The sequence below is a fragment of the Pseudomonas sp. P42 genome (assembly GCF_017973755.1).
Classification (GTDB): domain Bacteria; phylum Pseudomonadota; class Gammaproteobacteria; order Pseudomonadales; family Pseudomonadaceae; genus Aquipseudomonas; species Aquipseudomonas iridis.
The window spans coordinates 97,245-116,450 of the sequence record NZ_JACOPU010000003.1 but is presented as its reverse complement, the minus strand read 5'-3'; the positions used below and the strand labels follow the sequence as shown (position 1 = coordinate 116,450).

Genomic DNA, 19,206 nt, shown 5'->3' with positions numbered 1-19,206 from the left:
ATCTCGGGTGTTTTTGCGATCTGTATTCACCCGCGAGATTTCAGCTCGATGTAACTCGGCAGACACTTAGGTCAGTCCCCTCTCCCTCCGGGAGAGGGCTAGGGTGAGGGGAAAACCTGACACCCCGCACAAAGAACAGGAGTCACCGCACCATGAGCCGCGCCCCAGACACATGGATTCTGACCGCCGACTGCCCAAGCGTCCTCGGCACTGTGGACGCGGTCACGCGTTTTCTGTTCGAGCAGGGTTGCTACGTCACCGAGCACCACTCGTTCGATGACCGGCTCTCCGGCCGCTTCTTCATTCGCGTGGAATTCCGCCAGCCCGACGGCTTCGACGAACAAGCCTTTCGCGCCGGCCTCGCAGAACGGGGTCAGGCGTTTGGCATGATCTTCGAGCTGACTGCGCCGAACTACCGGCCAAAGGTAGTGATCATGGTTTCCAAGGCTGATCACTGCCTCAACGATTTGCTCTACCGCCAGCGCATCGGTCAATTGTCGATGGACGTGGCAGCGGTGGTGTCCAATCACCCGGATCTCAAGCCGTTGGCCGACTGGCACCAGATTCCCTACTACCATTTTCCCCTCGATCCCAACGACAAACCGTCGCAAGAGCGCCAGGTCTGGCAGGTGATCGAAGAGTCTGGCGCCGAGTTGGTCATCCTCGCCCGCTATATGCAGGTGCTGTCGCCAGAGCTGTGTCGCAAGCTCGATGGCAAGGCGATCAACATTCATCACTCGCTGCTGCCGGGTTTCAAGGGCGCCAAACCGTATCACCAGGCTTACAACAAAGGCGTGAAACTGGTCGGCGCGACGGCGCACTACATCAACAACGATCTCGATGAAGGGCCGATCATTGCCCAGGGTGTCGAGGCGGTGGATCACAGTCATTACCCGGAAGATTTGATTGCCAAGGGGCGCGACATCGAAGGCCTGACCTTGGCTCGCGCGGTGGGGTATCACATCGAAAGAAGGGTGTTTCTCAACGCCAATCGAACAGTCGTTCTTTAGATCGCCATCGCTGGCAAGCCAGCTCCCACAGGGATTTGTGTCGGTTACAAAATTTCAATCCAACCCGAATCCTGTGGGAGCTGGCTTGCCAGCGATGAGGCCATTACTGACAACGCAAAACCAACAAGCAATAACCCGAGCACTCAACGCGCTGCCTGCCTGGGCAACGCGGTTCCATAAAAACAACAGCGAGGTGAAAGCATGTCTGGCAATCGTGGTGTGGTGTATCTCGGCGCTGGCAAGGTCGAAGTACAGAAAATCGACTATCCGAAAATGCAGGACCCGCGCGGTCGCAAGATCGAGCACGGGGTCATTCTCAAAGTGGTTTCCACCAACATCTGCGGCTCCGACCAACACATGGTGCGCGGCCGTACCACGGCGCAGACCGGTCTGGTGCTGGGCCACGAGATCACCGGCGAGGTGATCGAAAAAGGCTCCGACGTCGAAAACCTGAAAATCGGTGATCTGGTTTCCGTACCGTTCAACGTGGCTTGCGGGCGCTGCCGTTCCTGCAAAGAGCAACACACCGGTGTCTGCCTGACCGTCAACCCGGCCCGTGCCGGCGGTGCTTACGGTTATGTCGACATGGGTGACTGGACCGGTGGCCAGGCTGAATACGTGCTGGTCCCCTACGCTGACTTCAACCTGCTGAAACTGCCGGATCGCGACAAGGCCATGGAGAAAATCCGCGACCTGACTTGCCTCTCTGACATTCTGCCGACCGGTTATCACGGTGCAGTCACCGCAGGCGTAGGCCCGGGCAGCACGGTTTACATCGCAGGTGCCGGCCCGGTCGGTCTGGCCGCCGCCGCATCGGCACGCCTTCTCGGCGCAGCGGTAGTGATCGTTGGCGACGTCAACACCATCCGCCTGGCCCACGCCAAAGCGCAGGGTTTTGAGATCGTCGACCTGTCGAAAGACACCCCGCTGCACGAACAGATCGCCGCGCTGTTGGGCGAGCCGGAAGTGGATTGTGCGGTGGACTGCGTTGGCTTCGAAGCCCGTGGACACGGTCACGACGGCGTCAAATCCGAAGCCCCGGCCACGGTACTCAACTCGTTGATGGGCGTAGTGCGCGTGGCCGGCAAGATCGGTATCCCAGGCCTTTACGTGACTGAAGATCCGGGCGCCGTCGACGCCGCTGCGAAAATGGGCAGCCTGAGCATTCGTTTCGGCCTGGGCTGGGCCAAATCCCACAGCTTCCACACTGGGCAAACGCCAGTGATGAAGTACAACCGTCAACTGATGCAGGCGATCATGTGGGATCGCATCAACATTGCCGAAGTGGTGGGCGTGCAGGTGATCAGCCTCGATCAGGCGCCGGAAGGGTATGGCGAGTTCGATGCCGGTGTACCGAAGAAGTTTGTGATTGATCCGCACAAGTTGTTCAGTGCCGCGTAAGCGAGCGAGAAAAAAACGGCGACCATTGGTCGCCGTTTTTTTATCCATCACAGCGCCACACAACCTTCGCTCACGGGATTTCACAGTTTCTCCACACAGGCTCTGCGACAGTGGCGCTTGCGGTTCCGGAACATGGCGGCGCATACCCGGTCAAACCGGCAGTTTGATCGTTGAATGAACGGTCTTTACGTCACAAGAGGATGTCTGAAATGAAGATTGCACGCGGTTTTGCCTTGGCCTCATTGATGGCGTTGACCGCAGGCCCCGCGCTTGCCGGTTTCAGCCTCAACGATGTAGCGGGGGCGGTTTCGGGCATGCAGGGCGGTGACAAGGCTGCCGCCGCGGCGCCGACCTCGGAAACCGCCGGTCTGTTGAGCGCGCTTAGCGCTTTGGACGTCACGCCGCAGCAAGCCGTTGGTGGCACCAGTGCGATGCTGGGCCTGGCGAAAAACCAGCTGAGCAGCACTGACTACTCGCAGCTGGCCAAGGAAGTGCCGGGCATCGACAAGCTCTCGGGTGGCAGCGGCAATCTGGCGGCATTGAGCGGTTTGCTCGGTTCGTCGGGCAAATCCGCCGGTCTGGAAAACGCGCTGGGCAACGTCAAGGACACCAATGACCTGAACAACGCGTTCAGCGCGCTGGGCATGGACAGCGGCATGATCGGCCAATTTGCCCCGGTGATCCTGCAATACCTCGGTCAGCAGGGCGTCGGCGGTTCGCTGTTGAGCAGCCTTGGCAGCATCTGGGGCACCGGCACCGGTAGCTGAATCAGCTCCGCTCGCCGAGTAGCTCGGTGATGCGTTGATCCTTGAGCGTCCAGAGTTGGTTGACCCAGTTCTGGACCTTCTCGCGAAATACCGGATCGTTGGCGTAATCGCCCTGCCACAGCGCGGGGTCGAGTTCGCGGGTCTGGATGTCGACGATCACTCGCGGCACGCCGCCGCTGATCAAGTCCCAGAACCCCGGAATTTTCTGCTGTGGATAAACCACGGTGACGTCGAGAATTGCGTCCAGCTGTTCACCCATTGCCGCCAGCACGAACGCCACGCCGCCGGCCTTGGGCTTGAGCAATTGGTTGAACGGTGATTGCTGCTGGCAGCTTTTGGCAGCCGTGTAGCGCGTGCCTTCCAGATAATTCACCACCGTCACCGGCTGGCGCTTGAACAGCTCACAGGCGGCTTTGGTGATTTCCAGATCCTTGCCCGCCAGCTCCGGGTTTTTCGCCAGAAACGCCTTGGTGTAGCGTTTCATGAACGGGTAATCCAGTGCCCACCAGGCCAAACCCAGGAACGGCACCCAGATCAGCTCCTTTTTAAGGAAGAACTTGAAGAACGGCGTGCGTCGGTTGAGGGTCTGGATCAGTGCCGGAATGTCGACCCACGACTGATGGTTGCTGACCACCAGATACGAGGTGTCCCGGCGCAGGTTTTCGCCACCGCGAATGTCCCACTGAGTCGGGATGCACAGGCGGAAAATCAGCTTGTCGATTTCCGCCCAGGTCTCGGCGATCCACATCACCGCCGCCGATGCATGATCGCGCCAGCGGCCGGGCGCAATCAGTTTGAGCAAGGCAAACACCAGCAACGGCCCGATCAGGATCAGGGTGTTGAGCAACAACAGCAGGGTGACGAAACAGCCGGTGAGCAGGCGGCGCATAAGGAACTCTTTGAAGACGGATGTGCTCGCCATGATAAGCAGCTTCGGGCGACAGGCCAAATCTGCGCTGACGAATGTTTCACCTTTGCACCACTAAGATCAAAGGATCGCAGCCTCCGGCAGCTCCTACTCTCATCACTGTAGGAGCTGCCGAAGGCTGCGATCCTTTGATCTTGGGTTTGCCGAACGAATTCAAAGACAACGGTCTAAAATCCCATTGCCCAACTCCCCCAAGGAAGCCCCTTACGTGAAATCCCTCCTTGCACTGTTTGCCCTTGTCGCTCTGCCGGTCATGGCCGCTGAGCCGACCCTCTACGGGCGCTATGAATACATTGCGTTGCCGGAAATCGGTGGTGAAGTGCTCAAGGCCAAGATGGACACCGGCGCGCTGACTGCCTCGCTGTCGGCCAAGGACATCGAGACCTTCACCCGCGATGGCGACGACTGGGTACGTTTCCGCCTCGCCACCAAAGATGCCAGCAACAAGGTTTATGAACACAAGGTCGCGCGCATCAGCAAGATCAAAAGCCGTTCCGACGAGGACGACGATGAGCGCGAAACCACTGAAGCGGCCAAACGCCCGGTGGTCGATCTGGAGCTGTGCCTGGGTAACGTCAAACGCACCGTGGAGGTCAACCTGACGGATCGCAGCCACTTCAACTATCCGCTGTTGATCGGGGCCAAAGCCTTGCGCGAGTTTGACGCGGCAGTAAACCCGGCGCGTCGTTACACGGCTGACAAGCCTGACTGCTAAGTGGTCTCATTGACGTAACGTCAGGCTTGGGGCAACGTTCGCGCACTCAACCACGGGCTCGGATGCCATGCCTCATATCCTGATTGTCGAAGACGAAGCGGCGATTGCCGACACGCTGATTTTTGCCCTGCAGGGCGAGGGGTTCACCACCACGTGGGTGAGCCTTGGCGAGGCGGCGCTTGAGCATCAACGGCAGACACCGGCCGATCTGATCATCCTCGACATCGGCCTGCCAGACATCAGCGGTTTCGAAACCTGCAAACAGCTGCGGCGTTTCAGTGAAGTGCCGGTGCTGTTCCTCAGTGCTCGCGATGCCGAGATTGATCGTGTGGTGGGGCTGGAAATCGGCGCTGACGACTACGTGGTCAAGCCGTTCAGCCCACGGGAAGTCGCGGCGCGGGTGAGGGCAATCCTCAAGCGTATGGCGCCGCGTCCCGTCATTGAGGCCACTTCGAAACTGTTTCGCATTGATCCCGAGCGCGTCCAGATCAGCTATCGCGGTCAGACATTGAGCCTCACGCGCCATGAATTCCGCCTGCTGCAATGCCTGCTCGAACAACCGGAACGGGTGTTCAGTCGCGAACAATTACTCGATGCGCTGGGCGTGGCCGCCGATGCCGGGTACGAGCGCAGCATCGACAGCCACATCAAAAGCGTACGCGCCAAACTGCGCCTCGTCCGCGCTGAAGCCGAGCCAATCCAGACTCATCGTGGCCTCGGTTACAGCTACAGCCCGGGGCAGAGCTGATGTCGTTGGGCCTGCGAATTTTTCTGGTGTATGTGCTGTTTGTCGGCCTGACCGGTTATTTCGTGCTCAACACCGTGATGGAAGAAATCCGCCCTGGCGTGCGTCAGTCCACCGAAGAAACGTTGGTTGATACCGCCAACCTGATGGCGGAGATCCTGCGAGACGACTTCAAGGCCGGCACCCTCAGTGAGAATCGCTGGCCGCAATTGCTCCGTGCTTACGGCGAACGCCAGCCGCAAGCGACGATCTGGGGCTTGCCGAAGAATCAGGTCAACCATCGCATCTATGTCACCGACGCCAATGGCATTGTCGTGCTGGACTCCAATGGCGTGGCGGTGGGGCAGGACTATTCGCGCTGGAACGACGTCTACCTGACTCTGCGTGGTGAATACGGTGCCCGTTCCAGCCGCAGCGATGCGGATGACCCGAGTTCTTCGGTGATGCACGTCGGCGCGCCCATTCGTGACAACGGCCGCATTATCGGTGTGGTCACGGTGGCCAAGCCCAACAGCTCTTTGCAGCCGTATGTCGATCGCACCGAGCGGCGCCTGTTGCTTTACGGCGCCGGGTTGATCGGCCTCGGTCTGCTGTTCGGCGCATTGCTGTCGTGGTGGCTGAGTCGCGCGCTGCATCGCTTGACCGGTTACGCTCAGGCCGTCAGCGAAGGGCGGCGTGTGGAAGTGCCGCACTATCGCGGTGGTGAGTTGGAGCAGCTTGCGACAGCGGTGGAGCAGATGCGCACGCAACTGGAGGGCAAGGCCTACGTCGAGCGTTACGTGCACACACTTACCCATGAACTGAAAAGTCCACTGGCGGCGATTCGTGGCGCGGCGGAGTTGTTGCAAGGTGAGATGGCACCGGCGCAGCGCCTGCGGTTTGTCGGCAACATCGACAGCGAAAGTGCACGGATGCAGCAGTTGATCGAGCGCTTGCTGAATCTGGCGCAAGTGGAGCAGCGCCAGGGTCTGGAGGAACGCGTGGCCGTGCCGCTGGCAGTGTTGGTCGATGAGTTGTTGCACGCCCAGGCTGCGCGAATTGAAGGCAAACAGTTGCGTGTTGAACAAGCGGTCGCAGCGGATTTGTTGCTGATCGGCGAGCCATTTCTGCTGCGTCAGGCGTTGGGCAATCTGCTGGAGAATGCGCTGGATTTCACCCCGCGTCAGGGCTTGCTGCGCGTTAGTGCCGAACGGTTGGGGGAGCAGATTGAAGTCCGCTTGTTCAATGAAACCTCACCGATTCCCGACTATGCGTTGCCGCGTTTGACCGAACGCTTCTACTCGCTGCCGCGCCCGGACAGTGGGCGCAAGAGCACCGGGCTTGGGCTCAATTTCGTTGAAGAAGTGGTCAAGTTGCATGGTGGCCAACTCGCGATCTGCAATGTGCCGGGCGGTGTGCAAGTGACAGTGCGCCTGCCTTAGAGGCATTGCGCTGGCTTAGGGTTGTGTCGATGCCTGTACAGCGCGCTGACGATTCTTGCGATGGATAAATTGCAGCGCCGGTTGCTCGACCAGACGCCAGGATACGATTGCCAGCGCAATCACGATCAGCGTGGACACCAGCATCGACCAACCAAAACCAAGCGACGTTTTGTTGATCACGAGTTGCTGTACCGGGAATGCGTAAAGATAAGTGCCGTAGGAAATATCGAAGCGCCCGCGAATACTTTGGTCGACATACAGCAAGCCGATACTCACGGTGGCGATACAAAAGCCAAGCGTCGCGAGTACGCCGGCCAACGTCGTCCCAATGCTGACCAATACCAGAACAACCCCGGCTGCCAGCGTGATAGCTAGCACGCGCGGGTCGCTTAAGTGTTGTTTATAGAAGGCCATCACGGCCCCGGCAAAGAACGCGATGCCGGCTGTGCTGTACACCGCAAGTTTCTGCGCCAGCGCGCCCGTCACGTGATTGCCCAGAACGTAGGTGGCCATCACAAACATCGCCAACAGGATCCAAGGCAGCAGAGATCGTCGGAAGAGTCCAAGCGCGAGCGCCAGCAGCAGATAAAAACCGAACTCGATTTTCAGTGTCCACAAACTGCCATTAAAGGAGTCGGCGAAAATAAAGCCGTCGGTAATTTCTCTGATGTCGGCCCTGCCAAAAACCGAAATACGCATGAAGTCGATCAAGGCACTTGAACCGCTGACATAACCTTCGGCGAACAGACTGCCACCGATATAAGTCATGACGAACGCGCATAGGATCAACGCGGGAAAGATGCGCGCGACGCGTTTGCTCAGGTAATCGCCGAAGCAGCGCGCATTGAGGTAGCTCTGGGTAATCAACAGGCCGGATATCGCAAAAAACACGGTGACGGCGATGCCGCCCAGCGAGTTGTAACCGGCAATACCCGGTTCTTCCCGGCCATATAGTACAAAGTGGTGACTGACCAGCACCAGCAACGCAGCGATGTGCCTGATCAAATCGAATGAGTTGTTGTGCAACGTGATAGTCCTTTACCCAAAGAGTGTTCAAGGTGAGCCGGTTTGAAATAAACCGCGCTTGCCGAGAAACGGGTTCTACACGTATTTCCACGCAAATCCCACACAACCTCCATAACAAAACCATGCAGCGCTCTCAGACTCGATCCCATTCCAACAAGGGAGCGTCCTTATGAACCGAAGTCTGACCATAAAACTCGGGGCCATTGGCCTGTTGATCCTGCTGTTGCTGGTGCCGTTGCTGATGATCGACGGCGTCATCGATGATCGCCAGCAACTGCGTGACGGCGTGCTTGAAGACATCGCTCGCAGCTCCAGTTACAGCCAGCAGTTGAGCGGGCCGGTGATGGTGGTGCCGTATCGCAAAGTGGTGCACAACTGGAAGATCAACGACAAGACCAATCAGCGTTATGACGAGCCTGGCGAAGAGCGCGGGCGTTTGTACTTCTTGCCGGAACGCTTCGAACTCGATGGTCAGGTGCAAACCGAACTGCGCGCCCGGGGCATTTACGAGGCGCGGCTGTTCCACGCTGATAACCGCATCAACGGGCATTTCTCCTTGCCGGCGCAATTGGGCATCAAGGAAGACTTCGTCGACTACCAGTTCGATGCACCGTTTCTCGCGGTCGGCATCAGTGACATTCGCGGCATCGAAAACGCCTTGAAGCTGGAACTCGACGGCCAGCGCCTGGACTTCGTTCCCGGTACGCAAGTCGGCTGGCTCGGCGAAGGCGTACGGGTGACGCTGCCATTGCTCGACGCCAGCAAAGCCACGGAACTGGCGTTCGGCTTCGACCTGCGTCTGCAGGGCACCGGCTCGCTGCAAGTGCTGCCGGTGGGCAAGAGCAGCAGTGTGAGCCTCACCGCCAACTGGCCGCATCCGAGTTTTGTTGGCAACTTCCTGCCGGCCAAACGTGAAATCAATGACGCCGGTTTCAGCGCTGATTGGCAGACTACGTTTTTCTCCACAAACTTGCAGGACGCCATGAGCCGCTGTGTGAGCAGCAATGATTGCGAGGCCTTCAATGGCCGCAGCTTTGGCGTAAGTTTCATCGATCCGGTGGATCAGTACCTGAAGAGCGAGCGTGCGATCAAATATGCATTGCTGTTCATCGTGCTGACGTTCGCCGGTTTCTTCCTGTTCGAAGTGCTCAAGAGCCTGGCGGTGCACCCGGTGCAGTACGCGTTGGTGGGTGTGGCGCTGGCGTTCTTTTATCTGTTGTTGCTGTCGCTGTCGGAGCACATCGGTTTTGGCCCGGCGTATCTGTTATCGGCCAGCGGTTGTGTGGTGTTGATCGGATTCTATGTCTGCCATGTGCTGCACAGCGTGCGGCATGGCTTGAGTTTTTCGGCGGGTTTGGCGGCCTTGTATGGCTTGCTCTATGGCTTGTTGAGCGCCGAGGACTATGCGCTGCTGATGGGCTCGCTGCTGCTGTTTGGCTTGCTGGGTGTATTCATGGTGCTGACGCGCAAACTGGATTGGTACGGGATCGGGCAGAAACCGGCGAAACCGCTGGAGTTTGATATTGGAGCGGTGCAATGAGTGGATTGCGAGAGGATCAGCGGGATGCTGAGGTGTTGGTGACGCTGATTGTTGCGTCACTACCGCCGGAACCGAGGTGGCGCCGTCGCTGGCCAGCCAGCTCCCACAAGATGTGTGCTGGATCAGTTCTCTCTGCCACATCCAGCTCCCATAGGTTCTGTGATGAAACAGATATCTCTGTTACAGCCAAATCCACTGTGGGAGCTGGCTTGCCAGCGATGAGGCCGGAACAGGCGCCTCAGATTCAGGGCTTGGGCATGGTCGCGATCATGGACGGTCGCTGACTGACTTCAAAGAACCAGTTGGCCAGTTGCGGGTTGGCCTCGCGCCAGCCCAGGTCCGGAAAGCGCAGGTCGAGATAACCCAGGGCACAGGCCACGCTGATCGCGGCAATGTCGAAGTGGCTGGTCAGCTCGGCGATGGCGTCGTTCTCCAGCAGATTCAGAGCGCGGCGGATTTTCTCGCGTTGCGCTTCGAGCCATTCATCCCAGTGTTTTTCTGGCGCGCGCAGCACCAGTTCATAACGCACCATGACCGAAGCATCCATGATCCCGTCGGCCATCGAGGCCAGGGTCAGGCGCCGCCAGCGGGCCGAGCCTTCGCGGGGGATCAGCGGGTTGCCGACATGCTGGTGATCGAGGTATTCGAGGATGACGCGGCTGTCATGGATGACGGTGCCGTCGGCCAGGCGCAGGGCCGGAATCTTGCCCAGCGGGTTGTTGGCGTTGAGCGCCGGGTCCGGGCTGACCGGGCTGAGGACGCAGTCTTGCAACGCAACGCGATCCTGCTGACCGGTCTCATGCAGCAACACCATCACTTTGCGTACGAACGGGGAAAGCGTGTTGTGGAACAGGGTCATGCTGGGGGCGGACATTGGCAGGCCTCGATCAAAATGGTGAAGGGGCAGCATAGCGCGTAACGCCGCCTCCTCAATCCCTGCGCAAAACCAATGTGGGAGCGAGCCTGCTCGCGAAGCCGTCGGTACAGTCAACGTTGATGTTGAATGTCAGAGCGCTTTCGCGAGCAGGCTCGCTCCCACACGTTTTCTAGCTTCGCTGCAACAATCCTTTTATGGCCAGAACCGCAGGCACGCCGAGCCCGACCCAGCTCAACGCATCCCAGATACCATCCCCCAACAATGCGGCGAACAACCCCGCCGCACTGAGCAACGCAATCACCAGCGGTGTGCTGAACACCTTCCAGAAATTCGACTGACGCGGCTTCATGCAGACGCCTCCGCCGTTTCCAGCACCGGCTTGGTCGCCCTGCGCCGAACCACCCACAGATACACGCCACTGCCGAGCACGATGATCGTCAGCACATCGAGCGTCGCCCAGAGGATTTTCATCGGCATGCCGCCGTAGTCGCCAAAGTGCAGCGGCTGCGACATGCCCATGGCGTCCATGTACCACGGGCGTTCGGCGACGGCGGTGACTTTCAGGGTGGTGGCGTCGATCAGCACCGGCGTCAGCAGGTGCGACGTCAAATGCGTGCCGCCCTTCATGAACACCGAGTAATGGTGCTCACTGGAAAAACGCGTGCCGGGGAAGGCAATAAAATCCGGCTTCATGCCCGGGGCAACTTCCGCCGCGATATCGAGCAAGCGGGTGGCCGGTGCCAGGTGCGTCAGCGGCGGTGCATCGCGATAAGGTGCGATCAGCGTGGTCAGCGCATCGTTGCGCCAAGCGGCGATGATCAGATCGGAGCATGCGCTGATCACACCGGTCACGCCGACCACCAGTGCCCAGGTCAGTGTGACGACGCCGATCAGGTTATGCAGGTCGAGCCAGCGCAGGCGCGTGGATTTGTCCTGGCGCACGGTGCCGAACTTCAACCGGCGCATGAACGGCAGGTACAACACCGTCCCCGAAACAATCGCGACGACAAACAGCAAACCCATGAACGCCAGCAGCAGTTTGCCCGGCAGCCCGGCGAACATGTCGACGTGCAGGCGCAGGATGAACAGCATCAAACCGCCGTTGGCCGAAGGGGTTTCCAGCGCTTCGCCGGTGCGCGCGTCAAGCATGAAGGTGTGTGAGGAGTTCGGTTCGGTGCCGGCAGTCTTCGCCATGATCGTCAGCACCGCGTTCGGCTCATCGTCGTCGAAGCCGAAGTACTGCACGACTTCGTCAGGGCGATGTTGTTCGGCAGCCTGCACCAGTTGCGCCAGATTCAGGCGCGGTGTGTCGGCCGGCATCTCGCGCACGTGCGGCGCATCGCCGAGCGCGTGTTCGATCTCGTGATGGAAAATCAGCGGCAAACCGGTCAGGGCCAGCATCAGCAAAAACACGGTGCAGATCAGGCTGGTCCAGGTGTGGATGAACGACCAGCGGCGAATTGTTTTACTTTTCATTTCATGACCTTCAAAAACACCAAAGCCGTCCGCGAGGGACGGCCAGGTTACAGGGCCTGTTTCAGCTCAGTCGCTTACCACTTGTAAGTGGCGCTGGCGACGACACTGCGCGTGTCGCCGTAGTAGCAGTAGAAGCTGTCGCAGGTGGAAATGTATTCCTTGTCGAACAGGTTGGTCGCGTTCAGTGCCAGCGACGCACCTTTGAGGCTGTTGTCCAGACGTCCGAGGTCGTAATGCACGCTCGCGTCGAACACGGTGTAAGCGTCCGCCTTGCCCAGCCAGGTGTTGGCTTTGTCGCCGTAGGTGTTGCCGGTATAACGCACGCCGGCGCCCACGCCGAAACCATCAAGCACGCCGGTGTGCCAGGTGTAGTCCGTCCACAACGAGGCCTGCTGGTTCGGCATCAGTTGCAAGCGATTGCCTTTGTCGGCGCCGTTCTGCACTTCAGACTTGGCCAAGGTGTAGGCGGCGATGACTTTCAGGTTTTCGGTGACGTCGGAGACCGCTTCCAGCTCCAGGCCTTTGACTTTCACTTCGCCGGTCTGGCTGGTGATCGACACGCCGTCGACGAACGTGTTGACCGAGACGTTCTTCTGGGTGAGGTCATACACAGCGGCGCTGAGCAGGGTCTTGCTGCCCGGCGGCTGGTACTTGATGCCCAGTTCCCATTGCTTGCCTTCGGTGGGCTTGAGCGAACCGGTGGACGTTGCGTCGGCGCCAGTGGTTGGCTGGAAGGATTCGGCATACGACAGGTACGGCACGAAGCCCGAATCGAATACATAGCTGAGCGCCGCGTTGCCGCTGAACGCCTTGTCGCGCTGGGTGTTGGTGGCATCGCCCTTGTTGATGAACTGAGTGCTGGTGTGCACCCAGTCTTCACGCCCGCCCAGTGTCAGGCGCCACTGGTCGAGGGCCATTTGGTCCTGCACGTACAGGCCGGTCTGGTAGGTCTTCTGGTTGTAGTCGTAGAACGCAGTGGAGCGCGCCGGACGCACGATTGGCTGGCCGTAGATCGGGTTGATTACGTTGGTTTCCAGACCGTCACCGAAGATCGAAGTGTAATTGGTGTTACTGCGCTGGTGATCCAAGCCCAGCAGCAGAGTGTGGCGGATGTCGCCAGTGGCGAAGTCAGCCTGGAAATTGTTGTCCACAGCGAACTGGCTGATGTCTTCGTCGACGCTGGTGCTGGTGCGGCCGACGTTGCCCTGATCATCCACCTGCGTGAACGGGTACGAGCCTGGCGTGAGCGACTGGAACGACAGATCCGACTTGGTGTAACGCAGGTTCTGCTTGAACTGCCAGGTGTCGTTCAAGCGATGCTCGAAGGCATAACCCAATGCGTAGTAAGTGCGGTCGTAGTATTCCCAGTCCGGATCACCGAGATTCTTGTGATGGGAAATATCACCGAATGGCGATTTGATCTTGGTGCCCTGAATCGGCAGGAACTGGCTGGTAATGCCGGTATCGTCGCGAGTGAACTGGCTCAGCAGGGTGAACTTGGTATCTTCGTCGATGTTCCAGGTCAGGCTCGGCGCAATGTTGTAGCGCTTGTTGTCGACGTGGTCGACCTGCGTACCGCTGTCACGCACCACGCCGCTGATGCCATAGAGAAACTGACCGGCCTCATCGATCTTGCCGGTGCTGGCGAAGTTGATCTGGCGATGGTTGTCGCTGCCGTACTGCAACTGGATTTCGCTGCTGGCGATGTCGCTTGGGCGACGGCTGACCATGTCCAGCAAGCCGCCCGGCGGGGTCTGGCCGTAGACGGACGATGCCGGGCCGCGCAGCAGGGCGAGGCGGTCGAGGTTCCAGGTTTCCTGTTTCGGGTTGGCGTACACACCTTTTGGCAGCGGCAGGCCATCCAGGAACTGGGTCGGCTCGAAGCCGCGTACGCGCAGCCAGTCGGCCCGAGTGTCGCTGCCGTAGCTGCTGGCGGTGATGCCCGGCATATAGCGCACGGCGTCATCGAGACTGTGCACGCCTCGGTCTTCCATTTGCTGACGGGTCGCTACCGAGATCGAGCGTGGCGCTTCGACCAGTGCTGTGTCGGTTTTGCTGCCGGCGGCGGTGCGCGTGGCGGTGTAGCCCTCGACCGGGCTCCAGGCTGTTTCCAGATTCTCTACACCGATGACCGATGTTTCCGGCAGCGCCATCACGCCTTCCGGCACAGCCACCAAGGTGTAAGTGCCGGTGCTGCTTTGTTCCAGTTGCAGGCCGGTGCCACGCAGGGCTGCGCGCAAAGCGCCGGCGGCGTCGTATTGGCCGCTCACGGGCGCCGACGTTTTGCCCGCCGCCAGCGCCGGGTTCAGCGACAGCGCGAGGCCGCCCTGGCTGGCGATCTGGTTCAGGGTGGTCGACAGCGGCGCTGCCGGCAGATTGTAGGCGCGAACGCTGGACGCTTGTTCAGCGGCGATCAGTTGGCTGCTGACCAGCGGAGTGCTGAGGGCAATGGCGACCGCCAGCAAACTGGGGCGCAACAAGGTGTCTAGCGAACGGGACATACGGCGGCTCCTGAATGAAAATATTTCTCAATTGCCTGTGTGCCGGATGAAAATCAAAAAGTGATAGGGCTGGATGAAAATAATTTCGATTTACTTGAAGTGGGGCTGCTGATTCTTGTGGCGACCCTTGTTTTTGCGAGCAACTGGCGGCCTCATCGCTGGCAAGCCAGCTCCCACAGGGTTCTGCGGTAAACATTAATTTTGTGTACAGCACTGAAAACTGTGGGAGCTGGCTTGCCAGCGATGGCGGTAGCTCAGGCAACCAATTACTCAGGTTTGGAATCAGCCTTCGCCACGGTGACCCAATACGGTGTGCGCTGCTCGATCTGCACCGGCAGGGTCGGTAACAGCGCGCTCAAGGCTTTATCGGTGTCATGCAACGGGAAGCTGCCGGTAATGCGCAAATCGGCCACTTCCGGTGCCACGCCCAAATGCCCGTGGCGATAGCGACCCAGTTCATGGACCAGATCGCTCAGTCGTGCGTTCTCGACCACCAGCATCCCGCGTGTCCAGGCATCGGCGCCGGGCGTGAGGGCGACAATCGAGCCAAGCCCGTCACTGCGCAGCAGCACTTGCTGGCCCTCGCGAAGGATCTGTTCTTCAGGGTTCGATTGCGTATGCGCCGCCACCGCCGATTGCAGCACGCTCAGGCGCGTGCCCTGTTCCTCGCGCTTGACCAGGAACCGTGTGCCGAGCGCGCGCATGCTGCCTTCGCGAGTCTCGACAATGAAAGGTCGCGTATCGCCGTGAGCGGTTTCGATGAGGATTTCGCCTTCCTGCAAAACAATCAGGCGCTGCTTCGCATCGAAGCGCACGTCCACGGCGCTGTGGGTATTGAGGTTGAGCAAAGTGCCGTCGGCCAACCGCACGGTGCGCTGTTCGCCGGTGGCGGTGCGCTGGTCGGCGAGCCAGTAATCGAGCGGCAGATAGCGTTCACCGGCAAACAAGGCCAGACCAACCACCGCGACAACGCTGGCCAGACCACTCCCCAATTTGCGTACGCGGCGGCGAATGCTTTCGCGCGATTGCAGCAGCGCACTGCGGGCCGGCCCTTTGGCGACGCTGAATCGCTGATCGAGCATGCCCAACTGGCGCCAGGCGCGGGCGTGTTCTTCATGGGCCGCATGCCACTTGACGAATTCTTCGCGCTCCAGCGGACTGCTGGAATCGAGCGTCAGTTGCCAGGCTATCGCCGCGTCCAGCACATGCGCCGGCACCGGTCTGGAACTGGCCGGGCTCATATTGGCTCACCGTACAGCGCGATGTAGCACTGCCGAATGCCTTGAGCGAGATACTGGCGCACGCGCGGCACCGACACCCCAAGCTTCTGGGCGATCTCGGCATGGCCGAGGCCATCGAGGCGGTTATAAAGGAACGCAGCGCGGGCCTTGGTCGACAGTTTGCCGAGCAGACGGTCGATGGCCTTGAGGTCTTCGAGGATCAGTTGCTGTTCTTCCACCGACGGTTGTTCACCTTCGGGGATCAGCATCAGTTCGGTGAGGTAAGCCTGTTCGAGGGCAGCGCGGCGGAAGTAATCGAACAGCAGCCCTTTGGCGATCGCCACCAGGAAGGCCCGGGGCTCGCGCGGTGTCAGCAGTTCATCGCGGCCGAGCAGGCGTACGAAAGTGTCCTGGCTCAAGTCTTCGGCACGCTGCGGACACGCCACATTGCGCCGCAACCACGCCAGCAGCCAACCGCGATGGTCGCGATACATCGCACCGACGAGCTCACTGTGAGGGCTTGGGACTGACGACACCGGACATCACCGATTGGGAAATATTAACTAACGCGAATTGTTCGCGATTGTGGCAGAGGTGGGAATGGTTAGCAATTGGCCACTGGTCGGGTGCTGCCCTGTGTAGGAGCTGCCGGAGGCTGCGATCTTTTGATTTTGCTGTTTATAAGGTCAAAAGATCGCAGCCTTCGGCAGCTCCTACAGGGAGTGTGTTGTTTAAAGTCAGAAAGAGGGCGCCTGCTGTCGACGCTTCCACTGGCTCAAGCGCTGCTGCAAATCCAGCGGACTATGAATCTGCTGTCCCCGCGCCCGACTGAACAGTATCAACGCCAACTCCGCCGTTGCCAGCGCATCGGCACTCGCGTTGTGCCGCTCGAACACTTCAAGCTTGAACCACTCGATCCACTCATCCAGCCCGGCCTCGCGAATGTTCGCCTGTGGGCAGACCAACGGCGCAATGTCGGCGACATCCAGAAACACATGCTGCAATTTGTACCCCAGATGTTCCTTCAGCGCCCGTCCGAGCATGTGCTGATCGAACGGGGCATGAAACGCCAATACCGGGCTGTCACCGACAAACTCCATGAACTCCACCAGCGTCTCGGCCGGGTCGCTGCCGGCGGCGATCGCGTTCGGCCCCAGGCCATGAATCAACACACTGGCGCCGAGCTTCACCTCCGAGCACTGCAGCGTGCGTTCGAACTGCTGGCTTAAGTCGATCGCGCCGTCCTCGATCACCACGGCGCCAATCGACAACAACCGATCCTTGTTCAGGTTCAGCCCGGTGGTTTCGAGGTCGAGCACCACCCAGCGCTGTTCGCGCAGGCTGCAATCGCCCAGTTGATTGATCGACGGCAGGCTTGCCAGACGCTGTTGCAGATCAGCCGGCACCACCGGGCTGGCCGGACGCAGCCACGAAAACAGACTCATAGCTGATACCGCAACGTCAGGCTGCTTTGCAGGCGCTGGGCCTGACGCAGCGATTCACGCAGGATGCGCCGGTCCAGATGATTGAGGCTGTCGGGATCGACCCGGTTGGAATACGGCAGGTTCTCGCGGCTCTGGATCTGATGCTGCTGCATGCGCGTTTGCTGAATGAAGTGATAAGCCTCTTCATATGCCGCGCCGTCGAGTCGCTCGATGACTTCCTTTTCCACCAACTGACGGAAGCGCTCCAACGTATTGTTGGCATCGATGCCGTTGGCCAGCGCGAGCAATCGCGCACCATCCACAAACGGCGTCAGGCCCTGGACTTTCAGATCCAGAGTGGCTTTCTCGCCGTTCTTGCGCGCCAGCACAAACTCACGGAAGCGTCCCACTGGCGGGCGATTGCGCAGGGCGTTGTCGGCCATCATGCGCTGGAACAAGCGGTTGTCACCGACCTGATCGAGAATCCCCCGGCGCAATTGCGCACAGCCCTGTTCATCGCCCCACACCACGCGCAGATCGAAATAGATGCTCGACCCCAGCAGGTTTTCCGGCGTCGCCTCGCGGATAAACGCCGCGAACCGTCGCGCCCATTCCGCACGGGACAGGCACAGCTCAGGGTTGCTGGCCATGATGTTGCCCTTGCACAGCGTGAAGCCGCACAGCGCCAGACTCTGGTTGATCTGCTGGGCTATCGGCAGCAGCTTGCCGCGAATCTCCGCGGCATGCGCCGCATCTCGCGCGTCAAAGAGAATGCCGTTGTCCTGATCCGTGTGCAGCGTCTGCTCACGGCGGCCCTCGCTGCCGAAACACAACCAACTGAACGGCACCCCCGGATCACCTTTTTCGGCGAGGGTCAGTTCGATCACCCGGCACACGGTGTGATCGTTGAGCAGGGTGATGATGTGCGTGATCTGCGTCGAGGACGCACCGTGAGCCAGCATGCGCTCGACCAATTGGCCGATCTCGCCGCGCAGTGTCACCAGTTGTTCGACGCGTTGGGCGCTGCGGATGGTCCGGGCCAGATGCACCAGGTCCACCCGTTGCAGGGAAAACAGATCGCGTTCGGACACCACGCCGCACAGGCGCTGATCCTTGACCAGGCAGACATGGGCGATGTGCCGTTCGGTCATGGCAATCGCGGCATCGAAGGCACTGTGATCAGGCGACAGATAGAACGGCGCGCGGGTCATGTGGCGTTCGATGGCTTCGCTGAAATCGCCGACACCTTCGGCCACCACATGGCGCAAATCGCGCAGGGTGAAAATGCCCAGCGGCGCCTTGTGCTCATCCACCGCAACGATGCTGCCGACCTGTTGCTCGTGCATCAGCTTCACCGCTTCACGCAGTGGCGTGTCGGGGCTGCACGTCACCGGATGGCGCATCGCCAACTCGCCGAGACGGGTGTTCAGCGAATATTGGGTGCCGAGATGTTCAACGGCTTTCTGCTGGACTTGCTGATTGACCTGATCGAGCAGGCTGCTGACCCCGCGCAAGGCGAAGTCGCGGAAGACGCTGGAGAGGGCGAACAGTTTGATGAACGCCTGTTTGTTCAGTTGCAGGCAGAAAGTATCTTCACCGGCCAGATGCTCGGTGCGTGTTGCCCGCTCACCCAGCAATGCGGCCAGAGGAAAGCATTCGCCGGTGGTGATTTCGAACGTGGTTTCCGTGCCGCCCTTGGCTGTGTGCGGACGTTCGCCGACCACGCGGCCCTGTTTGACGATATGGAAGTATTCCACCGGGCCGTCGGCAGGCTTGATGATGCTTTCGCCCTGACCGTAAAACCGCAGCTGGCACTGCTCCACCAGATAGGCGAGGTGGGCGTGCTCCATCTGATTGAAGGGCGGGAAACGCTGGAGGAATTGCACAGTACCCTGAATGTTCTGCAACACCGCGGTTTTCCCTGCCTGGGTGAAGGCGTCCGCTTTACTCATAACCATTACCGCAGTCTTTTTTGAATTGTTGTTGTCGGATCGTTGCAGCCATGGTCGACCCCTGCGGCCGGGGTGCCCATTGGACGTAAGTCTAGGTTGGCGATGACGTTGGGTATATTTGGGAAGTGACCTACAAATTCAGTCGGAAATTCGCCCGCCCAGCTATTGGAAAAAAATCCGACGAAGTGCACATTGAAGCTCTG

The 19,206-nt window shown here is 59.7% G+C and carries 17 protein-coding genes; 7 read left to right on the top strand and 10 right to left on the bottom strand.

Annotation, left to right across the window (positions count from 1 at the left end):
• Window positions 1–152 precede the first annotated feature (152 nt).
• From purU to H8B20_RS09895, 3 genes are all read left to right on the top strand, one after another.
• On the top strand, window positions 153–1,010 hold the full coding sequence (gene purU, locus H8B20_RS09905) for a formyltetrahydrofolate deformylase (RefSeq protein WP_042561445.1): 858 nt from the start codon (window positions 153–155) through the stop codon (window positions 1,008–1,010).
• Window positions 1,011–1,211: 201 nt separating this feature from the next.
• On the top strand, window positions 1,212–2,411 hold the full coding sequence (gene fdhA / locus H8B20_RS09900; RefSeq protein WP_042561444.1) for a formaldehyde dehydrogenase, glutathione-independent: 1,200 nt from the start codon (window positions 1,212–1,214) through the stop codon (window positions 2,409–2,411).
• Window positions 2,412–2,620: 209 nt separating this feature from the next.
• Window positions 2,621–3,178 carry a DUF2780 domain-containing protein gene (locus tag H8B20_RS09895; protein WP_042561443.1) on the top strand — a complete coding sequence of 186 codons (558 nt, stop codon included), beginning with the start codon at window positions 2,621–2,623 and terminating at the stop codon, window positions 3,176–3,178.
• 1 nt (window position 3,179) lies between these two features.
• Here the strand turns inward: H8B20_RS09895 and H8B20_RS09890 are convergent, their stop codons facing one another.
• Window positions 3,180–4,067 carry an acyltransferase gene (locus H8B20_RS09890; protein ID WP_210623041.1) on the bottom strand — a complete coding sequence of 296 codons (888 nt, stop codon included), beginning with the start codon at window positions 4,065–4,067 and terminating at the stop codon, window positions 3,180–3,182.
• 247 nt (window positions 4,068–4,314) lie between these two features.
• On the opposite strand from H8B20_RS09890, the gene rloA2 reads away from it, so the two are divergent.
• The 3 genes from rloA2 to creC all read left to right on the top strand — a co-directional run bounded on the left by rloA2 (window position 4,315) and on the right by creC (window position 6,987).
• Window positions 4,315–4,821 (top strand): retropepsin-like aspartic peptidase RloA2, encoded by a 507-nt coding sequence (gene rloA2 / locus H8B20_RS09885; protein ID WP_042561441.1) that lies wholly within the window; start codon window positions 4,315–4,317, stop codon window positions 4,819–4,821.
• Window positions 4,822–4,888: 67 nt separating this feature from the next.
• Window positions 4,889–5,569 carry a two-component system response regulator CreB gene (gene creB / locus H8B20_RS09880; RefSeq protein WP_210623040.1) on the top strand — a complete coding sequence of 227 codons (681 nt, stop codon included), beginning with the start codon at window positions 4,889–4,891 and terminating at the stop codon, window positions 5,567–5,569.
• The gene (gene creC, locus H8B20_RS09875; protein WP_150593671.1) at window positions 5,569–6,987 is read left to right on the top strand and encodes a two-component system sensor histidine kinase CreC; all 1,419 of its coding nucleotides are present in this window, start codon (window positions 5,569–5,571) and stop codon (window positions 6,985–6,987) included. Before creB ends, creC begins: the two co-directional genes overlap by 1 nt.
• Before the next feature lie 15 nt (window positions 6,988–7,002).
• Here the strand turns inward: creC and H8B20_RS09870 are convergent, their stop codons facing one another.
• Window positions 7,003–8,013, bottom strand: a complete 1,011-nt coding sequence (locus H8B20_RS09870) for an acyltransferase family protein (RefSeq protein WP_210623039.1) — start codon at window positions 8,011–8,013, stop codon at window positions 7,003–7,005.
• Between the two features lie 169 nt (window positions 8,014–8,182).
• On the opposite strand from H8B20_RS09870, the gene creD reads away from it, so the two are divergent.
• A complete protein-coding gene (gene creD, locus H8B20_RS09865) occupies window positions 8,183–9,553 on the top strand; it encodes a cell envelope integrity protein CreD (protein ID WP_210623038.1) in 1,371 nt (456 codons plus the stop codon).
• Window positions 9,554–9,797: 244 nt separating this feature from the next.
• On the opposite strand, the gene H8B20_RS09860 is transcribed toward creD, so the two are convergent.
• The 8 genes from H8B20_RS09860 to H8B20_RS09825 all read right to left on the bottom strand — a co-directional run bounded on the left by H8B20_RS09860 (window position 9,798) and on the right by H8B20_RS09825 (window position 19,009).
• Window positions 9,798–10,427, bottom strand: a complete 630-nt coding sequence (locus tag H8B20_RS09860; RefSeq protein WP_210623037.1) for a glutathione S-transferase — start codon at window positions 10,425–10,427, stop codon at window positions 9,798–9,800.
• Window positions 10,428–10,599: 172 nt separating this feature from the next.
• Window positions 10,600–10,779, bottom strand: coding sequence for a hypothetical protein (locus H8B20_RS09855; protein ID WP_042561436.1), 180 nt, complete (start codon window positions 10,777–10,779; stop codon window positions 10,600–10,602).
• Complete coding sequence (locus H8B20_RS09850) at window positions 10,776–11,906, bottom strand: PepSY-associated TM helix domain-containing protein (protein ID WP_210623036.1); 1,131 nt, start codon at window positions 11,904–11,906, stop codon at window positions 10,776–10,778. Before H8B20_RS09850 ends, H8B20_RS09855 begins: the two co-directional genes overlap by 4 nt.
• Before the next feature lie 74 nt (window positions 11,907–11,980).
• A complete protein-coding gene (locus tag H8B20_RS09845; protein ID WP_210623035.1) occupies window positions 11,981–14,407 on the bottom strand; it encodes a TonB-dependent siderophore receptor in 2,427 nt (808 codons plus the stop codon).
• Window positions 14,408–14,673: 266 nt separating this feature from the next.
• On the bottom strand, window positions 14,674–15,648 hold the full coding sequence (locus H8B20_RS09840) for a FecR domain-containing protein (RefSeq protein ID WP_210623034.1): 975 nt from the start codon (window positions 15,646–15,648) through the stop codon (window positions 14,674–14,676).
• A complete protein-coding gene (locus H8B20_RS09835; protein WP_210623033.1) occupies window positions 15,645–16,163 on the bottom strand; it encodes an RNA polymerase sigma factor in 519 nt (172 codons plus the stop codon). The genes H8B20_RS09840 and H8B20_RS09835 overlap by 4 nt, the downstream gene beginning before the upstream one ends.
• Window positions 16,164–16,364: 201 nt before the next feature.
• Complete coding sequence (locus tag H8B20_RS09830) at window positions 16,365–17,072, bottom strand: 3'-5' exonuclease (protein WP_210623032.1); 708 nt, start codon at window positions 17,070–17,072, stop codon at window positions 16,365–16,367.
• Complete coding sequence (locus tag H8B20_RS09825; RefSeq protein ID WP_210623031.1) at window positions 17,069–19,009, bottom strand: putative nucleotidyltransferase substrate binding domain-containing protein; 1,941 nt, start codon at window positions 19,007–19,009, stop codon at window positions 17,069–17,071. The genes H8B20_RS09830 and H8B20_RS09825 overlap by 4 nt, the downstream gene beginning before the upstream one ends.
• Window positions 19,010–19,206: the final 197 nt, after the last annotated feature.